Raw genomic sequence first — 8,165 nt, 5'->3', positions numbered from 1 at the left:
GGTGCATCTGCTGCAGTGCCCCGAAGCGGCTTGCGACATCGATTCGCCGCAAGATGAAATCCAGTTGCGGCGGCGTTCCCTCCGTAGCGGACAAGGCTAACGATCCCTCTTGGCGGACATTTGATACGCTCCACGACGCTCGCTAGTGGATTGACATCCCGAGTCCGGTTTGTGAACCGTCGCCCGCGTCGAGGCCTGAAATCCCCCCATTTTTATGACGCTGTGAGTGTGAACCAGACGGTATGAATCCGAGATGTCCCGTTGCCGCTAGGCCACTAAGAAGTTACCTTTTCTGCATGACCACTCCCCCTTAGCACGAATGCCGACGACGAACCGCTGCAATGCAGTGCGAACATCGCCGTCCGATTGTCGCTTTACTTGACAGTCACTCTCGAACGCTGTGCTTCTTCTTCCGTGTCCTTTCGCCTGATCGGACCTGCTTGCTTTGCCGCTCGACCAGGAAGTGAGGGACGACGCCACAAGTGGCTCCACGCAACGCCTGTCATCTACGATCCAAGTTCCATTATGAGCACTCTGCCCACCCGCCCCGCCACCGCCGCCAAATCAGCTTCGTCGATTGCCGAAATTGAAACACAGCGTTTGCGGAGACGGACGTTTGCTATCATCTCGCACCCCGATGCTGGCAAAACGACGTTGACCGAAAAGCTATTGCTGTTCGGTAACTCGATCGAGATCGCCGGTGCAGTTCGAGGACGCAAATCTGAGCGGACTGCAAAATCCGACTGGATGGAGATGGAGCAGGAGCGTGGTATCTCGGTGAGCTCGACCGCTTTGACGTTCGAATTTGCCGGAGCCCAAATCAATCTGCTGGACACCCCCGGTCACCATGACTTTAGCGAAGACACCTATCGCACGCTGATGGCCGCCGATGCTGCTGTGATGGTGATCGACTTGGCCAAGGGGATCGAGGCTCAGACGGAAAAACTGTTCCGCGTCTGTGCGCTGCGAAAGATCCCCGTACTGACGTTCGTCAACAAAGTCGACCGTCGCGGTCGTTCGCCTTTGGAAATCATCGACGAGATTGAACGAAAATTTTCGATCGAACCGGTGCCACAGAACTGGCCGCTGGGCAGCGGCGAAGACTTCCGCGGCTTCATCGACCTGCATGATGATTCGGTTCACCTGTTTGATGAACATCGTGCCAATCGTCGCATCTCGTCAAAAGTGGTCTCCTGGTCCGATTTGGAAACGGTCGAACCGGCGATCAGCTCGGATCTCATTGACGCCACCGGCGAAGAGGTGGAATTGGTGCGAATGGCCGGAGCCTCGCTGGAGCAGAGTCAATTTCTTAGCGGTGCGCAAACGCCGGTATTCTTTGGTAGTGCGTTGACCAATTTTGGGATCGAACATTTCTTGCATGGATTCCTCAAACTATGTCCACCGCCGGGATCTCGTAACGCGACCGAGCCTCCTTCGCCCAACTTCTCGGGATTCATTTTCAAGATCCAAGCGAACCTCGATCCTCGGCATCGCGACCGCGTGGCGTTTTTGCGAGTTTGCAGTGGCATGTTCGAACGAGACATGGAAGTGACAATCGCGAGATCGATGAAGAAGATTCGGCTGGCTCGCGCGTTTCGCATCTTCGGCCAAGACCGCCAAACGATCGACGAGGCTTACCCGGGAGACATCATTGGATTGGTTTGCCCCGGCGAATTCCGACTCGGCGACACGCTCTGCCAAAATGAGATTGTCCACCAAGAGGGATTGCCCCAGTTCTCACCCGAGTTCTTTGCTGTGTTGGATTGCACCGACACCGCTCGGCGGAAACAATTCGACCGCGGGCTGAAACAGCTGATCGAAGAAGGGGCGATTCAAGTCTTTCATGACGCCCACACCAAACGTCGCGAAAATTTGTTGGCCGCCGTTGGTGAACTGCAGTTCGATGTCGTCCGCTATCGTCTGGAATCCGAGTACAACGCTCCCACGTCGCTGAGTTGGCGGCCGTACAAATTGGTCCGCTGGTTTAACGCCACGCCCGAGCAAAAAGCAAATATCCGACTCCCCTACTCTGGCAAACTCGCACTGGACCAATTTGGTCATGACGCTGTATTGCTACAGTCCGAATGGGATGTCAAAGCACTGCATCGTGCCAATCCTGATATACAATTCCAGGAAATGCGTGTGGCAACGTCGCACTGATCCATCCACGGTGACGAACTGATCGTTAGGCCAAACTGATCAATGACTTTGCGATCACGACACCCGTAGCCCAATGCCATCTACTTTAGTACCGGCGCGGCGCGGGGTCCGCCCGGTTGCAGCGAGTAAAACGTTCGAAATTTGCCGGGCGGCTCGCGCCGCTCTGCTACAAGAACCACTCGCTTAGAGCCAAAGTTGATGGCATTGACCCGTAGTCTCCGGCGATGCGGCAGCAAGTCGCACAAATTCGCCGCCGGTTGCTGATTTACTTTGCCTCGGCGGCGTGTAGAATCTCAGGCGTGAGGAGCGAGCCGAACTTTGGCACGCCTTAGAGGCTTTGAGCCCGCTTTGTTTTTCTTTCATTCCCCTCGATCGAACACGCTCAAACGAATCATCAGCGTCACGCTGTTGATTGTGTTGGCCTGTGGAATGACGGGATTGCCCATCTCCGCTCCTCTTTCCGAGAAAACTGGGCGATTTCCTTGTGAAAATTGCCCCTGCGGTTGCTCGACGGCCGAGTATTGTTGGGACAAATGCTGCTGCCACAGTGACGCCGAAAAATTGCAATGGGCGGCCGAAAACAACGTCCAACCTCCTGCATTTTTGATCGCTCGGACTCGCAAATCCTTTGATCTTTCGCTGGTAAAAAGCGAAACCTCCCCGTCCAAATCCGCGACCGCGTGCGGCTGTTGCTCAGGTGCATCGGCGAAATGTGCGGCGAAGCCTGCCACTGCGGCGGACCAGGATTCTAGCCCCGAATTGCCGCCGAAAACACGACTCGTTCGGCTCGAGGATGCTGCGGGCTGTCACGGCATCGATTTACTCTGGTCGATCTTTTCGAGTGCGGTGATCCCAACCCGTCCGCCAACGCTCGCCTGCTGCACTCCGCTGTTGCTGTTCCGCTTCGTGATCGGCCATCAACACGCGATTACGATCACTCTATCTCCGGAACCGCCGGTGCCCTAACGCCCGCGTCCCCCAGTGCCTTCACGCAAAGTGCGGCTTTCTTGGCCCTGCGTGCGATAAAGGCCTCTTCCCCCCTGTTCCGATTGCAATCCGACTCGTTGCTGCGCGTCCGATCGTTCCGCTGTGCGTGGAATTCTCGGAGTACGCAGAAATCACCGCTGCCGCGTTAGTGTTTGAAGGCTCGCTCCTCACACCAGTGTGGTCTTCGCCGCTGGCGCGACAGCGACTTACGACGCCCGAATGCAATGCCCGGATGCAAATACCATCGCCCCCCCCTTCGCGACAACTGGCTGCCGCGTGCTGGCTAGCGGTCTGCGCCTACCCGATCCACACCACAACGGACTTCCAAAATGCCCTCGATCCTCTCGTTTCCCCCCATACCCAAACCGGCCCGACGCGGATTCACCCTGGTCGAACTACTCGTCGTGATTGCCATCATCGGTGTCCTTGTCGGGCTGCTGTTGCCCGCCGTGCAATCGGCTCGCGAAGCCGCCCGGCGGATGCAGTGCAGCAACAACCTGAAACAAATCACGCTGGCGATGCACAACTACGAAAGCTCGCACCGCAAATTGCCAACCAACTACACGAACGGCACCAGCACGGCAGGCAACTTTTCGGTGTTCGCTCAGATGGCACCGTTTTACGAACAAGGCAACATGTTGGACATGATCCATTTCGATCGGCCGCTGCATGTCGGATGCTGCCCCGGCCAATTGGTCGCCCCGCACGATACCGCAGCGGCCACCGCGATCCCCACGCTGACGTGCCCAAGCGAAGCCAATGACCAAACGTTTTACGTGACCTCGCTATCAGGAAGTGGCCCCACCCAAGCCTATTCCGGTACCAACTACGCGATGAACACCGGCACCGGCGTCGGCACGTTGTATGACACCCGGCTTCCCACCGACGGCGTATCGTGGATCAATGCCAACGTTGGTTTTGAAGCGATTATTGACGGATTGAGTAACACCGCGGCGTTTTCCGAACATCTGCTTGGCCAGCTCGAACAGTCCCCCAGCGAGCCGACAATTGACTCGATGCGACGCCGCACGATGTTCGACGTCACCTGTGCCTTTATCAGCCGGACAATGCCTCCCGCCGAACCAGGAATGACAGGCTACGTTTTGCCTGAGGATCCCAATTTGATGGAAGCCTACACGCGTGCCAGCAGTCTGCATCGCGGATGGTCCGGACAACGCGGCGCGGGCTGGATCAACGGCCGTGAGTACTGGACCGGATACACGCACTATCACCCGCCGCAAAGTGGGATTCCGGATATGCAGAGCTGCGGCTGGGGCGTATTCGGCGTTCGCAGCAACCACCCCGGCGGCGTGCACGTCGCACGCTGCGACGGCAGCGTCGGCTTTGTTACCGAGAGCATCAATTTGGATGTTTGGCGTGCCCTCGGCACTCGCAACGGCCACGAAGTCATGGGGGACCTTTAAACCATGCTATTTGGTGAATTCGCAAACGTTTGCGAATCTTCACCCCACTTTGCAGACCGCGATCGCAAACGCAATTTGGGATTCCTTCCCTCCAGAACATGCATTTCACGCGATCCTGCTCGAAATCGGCCCCGACTGGGTACGCCGACACCATTCCTCTTAACTCCCTCCCTCCCCCCTTTCCACTCGAAGGAATTTTTGATGATTCGCTCACTACAAAGTTTGTCGTTGATCGGTTTGCTCGCGATCACCTCCACGGCGTCGGCGCACGACGTTTGGGTCAGCACCCACACGCCGATCGTGCGGACCGGCGAAAACGCTTACGTTGACCTTCGGCTTGGCAATCATGGAAACCATCACCGTGATTTTAAACTTGCCGGCCGAATTACTCTGGATTGGGTTTCGCTTGACCACATCGCGCCCGGTGGGCAGCGAACCGACATCAAGGGTAAAATGTTTGCAACGGCATCGGCTGAAAAAGAAGGCTACTGGACCACCCCGTTGGCGGTTCACGAGCCTGGCGTCCACTGTGTCACGCAGTCGCTCGATCGCGTGATGAACCACGGCAAATCGATCCGCAGCATCCGCACCGCCAAGACCTATTTTCTTGTTTCCGACTCGCTCGACTCACCCACAGTGGACCGCCATGTGCATGAAAAACCACTCGGATTGCCGCTGGAATTGGTCATGCAAACGTGTCCGTTTAGCGAAACCGTCGCCGGCAGCCCGATCACGGTTCAAGTGTTGCACCAAGGCAAACCGCTCGCTGATGCGGTGGTCGCGTTCATCCCCGAAGGGACTGAATTGGCCGGCGAATTTGATTCCGAGTACGAATTTCGCAGCGACAGTGACGGCATGGTGACGTTTGTTCCCAAGACCGGCAATCGTCATTTGATCGTCGCCCATCACACCGCGATAGACGAGCGGAGCGACGACTATGAATTCACAAGCTATGCATCGACGATCACCATCGATGTCCCCAATTCACACCGCGTTGCCAATCACAAGTAAAACGACGCGACACGCATTAAAAATCCAATTTTTGACTCAAGGAAAAAACGATGAAACGAGTTTTCTTTCTCGCGGCAGCGACGCTTTCGATCGCAGTCCTAGGCTGTAGCGAGAACACTGACCCCGCGACCACCGCAGATCCACTGACGACAACCGAGCCCGCCAGCGAAGCGACGCTCGTTGCCCTGCAAAAGGCCGACCTGCTTGATGGCACCGAAGATCATGTGATCGAAAAGTGCTACGTCTGCAAACTTGGCATGGACGGTAGCGACCAGATCACTTCGGAAGTGCACGGGTACACCGCACATCTATGCAGCGAAGCGTGCCGCAACCACTTCGATGCGTCCTCGGACGAAGTCATCGCCAACACCGATATCCCAAGTGATCGTGATATACCCGAGTGATCTTGATGTCACTGCACGCCGGATCAAGTGACGCCGATCCGGCGGACGCGAACGTGGTGTTAAATCTAATACCGCCTCTATGCCGGAGCTTCGCTCCACTGCGATCCGGCCTACGGGCGGTTACGGCAATTCGTACCGATGAACGCCGCCGTGATAGACGCCTGCGGCCGCCAATCGCCCGGCAACCCCAGCCGAAAACCGATAACGGCTTTCGCTACGACGGCCCGTCGAGCAATTCTTTGAGCACGGCGGTTAATCGCATTGGTTCGGTCGTGTCCAGCAGCTTCTCTAGACACCGCACCTGACGTTCGTTCAGCGGGACCGGAGATTTCGCAGGCGGGAACGCTCCGGTTAATCGATCTGCGATCGCAGAGAGCAAGACGTCGATCCCCTCGCCCGTCGTTGCGATGGTTTGAATCACATCACTGGCGGACGACTTCGTCGTGAGCAAGTCACTTTTGTTGAGCACGTCGATTCGCGGCGTCGGTGAAGCCGGATCGGCAATCGCAGGGGTGTCGGGCGTCTGAATGGCGAGCAGCAAATCTGCGGTGCTGGCTTCCCGCAGCGCCCGGCTGATCCCTTCACGCTCGATCGACTCGCCGCTGTCGTGGATCCCGGCGGTATCGGTCAGCCGGATGGGCAATCCGTCGATCACCGTCTCGGCGTGTAAGACGTCGCGAGTGGTACCTGCGATCGCGGTTGCGATGCTGCGGTCGTACCCCAAAATCGCATTGATCAGACTGCTTTTTCCGACGTTCGGGCGGCCTGATAACACGACACGAAACGGCGCCGTCAACCGCCCCCCGATCGCCGCGTAAGCCAAAATCGCTCGAACTTCGCGATGCAGGTCGTCGATATCAATTTGCGTCCCCTCGTCTTGCGTCCCCTCGTCGTCGGGCTTCTTTTCAGCCGCCCGCAAGATCGCGGAGCGATCAGCGACATTCATCCATTGGGACGCCCATTCATGTAGCGCCCCGCGGACTTGATCCATTGCGACAGCGGCAGTTCGTACGGTTTGACACTGCGTTAACACAGCGGTGGCTTCGCGGACCAATAGCGACGGAGTCACGGGCCCCACCGAGGCGGCAAACCAGGGGTACGGCCAATCCTCGTTTTTGACCGATGTGATTCCGACCTCGTTCAAATCAGCCAGAATGCGATCGATCGCGGCGGTGCCGCCATGACAATGGACTTCCCATTGATCCTCGGCTCGCATGATTACGACGATCGATTCGCTGGCAACCGACTCGACCACCGAACCGTCATCGACGCTCCGCATCGGTCCGTGCCAGTCGCCATAACGGATTTCATTGGGTTTCAGTTCGCGAGACGATGCCGCGGTAAAACATCGCATCACCGCTGGGCGTGCCGCCGCTCCAGCGACCCCGATCACGGCGATCGCCGAGCGACCGGCGCCGGTGAATTGGGTGCACACACTCGGGCCCAACCGTAACGCTTCGCGTGAATTAGCCTTGTCCTCGTTGCTGTTTTTTTTAGAAGACATCTTTTTAGGGGTAACAAATCGGGCAAGTTGAATAAACTGACGCAAACTCTTCGTTTCGATTCTTTTTCATTTGCTTCATTGCATACACGGTGAAATGGCAAAACCAGAGCCCAAACTCTCGACGATGCCAAACCTATCCAAGCTAAGCGATAAACGGCTGCTGGATATGCGGATGTGCGATTTGAAGCTCACGATTCGTGACACGCCGCTGCAGAAACGAATTGAGCAGCTCAACCAGGAATTGGCGAGTCGGGGGTTAAATTTTCGGCCGCATTGCTGGCTCAGCGACGATTGGTATTCGCCCGACGGCATCCCCGGGATCGCGATTCCCTTCTACTTGGCCCATCCCCGATTGGCCCGGCTCGAGCGAAAACAGCTGTTGGAGGTTGAGGGGGGAACACAGCAGTGGTGCATGAAAATATTGCGTCACGAGGCGGGACACGCGATTGATACCGCGTTTCGCATCCGCCGAAAAGCACGTTATCGCGAACTTTTCGGCAGCCCCTCGGAAACCTACCCCGATTATTACCAACCGACGCCATCGAGTCGCGATTACGTGCTGAACCTCGATATGTGGTACGCTCAAGCCCATCCATTGGAGGATTTTGCCGAGACATTTGCGGTCTGGTTGCGGCCAGGCTCACGCTGGCGGACTCAATATCGCGATTGGCCCGC

At 57.0% G+C, this 8,165-nt stretch carries 7 protein-coding genes; 6 read left to right on the top strand and 1 reads right to left on the bottom strand.

Annotation, left to right across the window (positions count from 1 at the left end; genetic code table 11):
• Nucleotides 1-525 precede the first annotated feature (525 nt).
• The 5 genes from ABX962_RS23735 to ABX962_RS23715 all read left to right on the top strand — a co-directional run bounded on the left by ABX962_RS23735 (nt 526) and on the right by ABX962_RS23715 (nt 5,986).
• Nucleotides 526-2,160, top strand: a complete 1,635-nt coding sequence (locus tag ABX962_RS23735; RefSeq protein WP_372722932.1) for a peptide chain release factor 3 — start codon at nt 526-528, stop codon at nt 2,158-2,160.
• 318 nt (nt 2,161-2,478) lie between these two features.
• On the top strand, nt 2,479-3,126 hold the full coding sequence (locus ABX962_RS23730; protein ID WP_372722930.1) for a hypothetical protein: 648 nt from the start codon (nt 2,479-2,481) through the stop codon (nt 3,124-3,126).
• A gap of 350 nt (nt 3,127-3,476) precedes the next feature.
• Nucleotides 3,477-4,571 (top strand): DUF1559 domain-containing protein, encoded by a 1,095-nt coding sequence (locus ABX962_RS23725; protein ID WP_372722928.1) that lies wholly within the window; start codon nt 3,477-3,479, stop codon nt 4,569-4,571.
• Nucleotides 4,572-4,772: 201 nt separating this feature from the next.
• On the top strand, nt 4,773-5,582 hold the full coding sequence (locus tag ABX962_RS23720; RefSeq protein ID WP_372722926.1) for a DUF4198 domain-containing protein: 810 nt from the start codon (nt 4,773-4,775) through the stop codon (nt 5,580-5,582).
• Nucleotides 5,583-5,632: 50 nt separating this feature from the next.
• Nucleotides 5,633-5,986, top strand: coding sequence for a hypothetical protein (locus ABX962_RS23715; RefSeq protein WP_372722924.1), 354 nt, complete (start codon nt 5,633-5,635; stop codon nt 5,984-5,986).
• A 214-nt stretch (nt 5,987-6,200) separates the two neighbouring features.
• On the opposite strand, the gene ABX962_RS23710 is transcribed toward ABX962_RS23715, so the two are convergent.
• On the bottom strand, nt 6,201-7,490 hold the full coding sequence (locus ABX962_RS23710; protein ID WP_372722922.1) for a GTPase: 1,290 nt from the start codon (nt 7,488-7,490) through the stop codon (nt 6,201-6,203).
• A gap of 124 nt (nt 7,491-7,614) precedes the next feature.
• Here ABX962_RS23710 and ABX962_RS23705 point away from each other — a divergent pair.
• Nucleotides 7,615-8,165: putative zinc-binding metallopeptidase (locus ABX962_RS23705; protein WP_372722920.1), on the top strand; the 551-nt coding region annotated here is incomplete at its 3' end.

Source organism: Novipirellula sp. (genome assembly GCF_041583735.1).
Taxonomy (GTDB): Bacteria; Planctomycetota; Planctomycetia; order Pirellulales; family Pirellulaceae; genus Novipirellula.
This window is presented reverse-complemented; position numbering and strand designations above follow the sequence as displayed.

What these genes read in the sequence shown, in the direction of transcription:
- ABX962_RS23735 (WP_372722932.1), top strand. Translation starts at nt 526, where the DNA reads ATGAGCACTCTGCCCACCCGCCCCGCCACCGCCGCCAAATCAGCTTCG.
- ABX962_RS23725 (WP_372722928.1), top strand. Translation starts at nt 3,477, where the DNA reads ATGCCCTCGATCCTCTCGTTTCCCCCCATACCCAAACCGGCCCGACGC.
- ABX962_RS23720 (WP_372722926.1), top strand. Translation starts at nt 4,773, where the DNA reads ATGATTCGCTCACTACAAAGTTTGTCGTTGATCGGTTTGCTCGCGATC.
- ABX962_RS23715 (WP_372722924.1), top strand. Translation starts at nt 5,633, where the DNA reads ATGAAACGAGTTTTCTTTCTCGCGGCAGCGACGCTTTCGATCGCAGTC.
- ABX962_RS23710 (WP_372722922.1), bottom strand. Translation starts at nt 7,490, where the DNA reads ATGTCTTCTAAAAAAAACAGCAACGAGGACAAGGCTAATTCACGCGAA.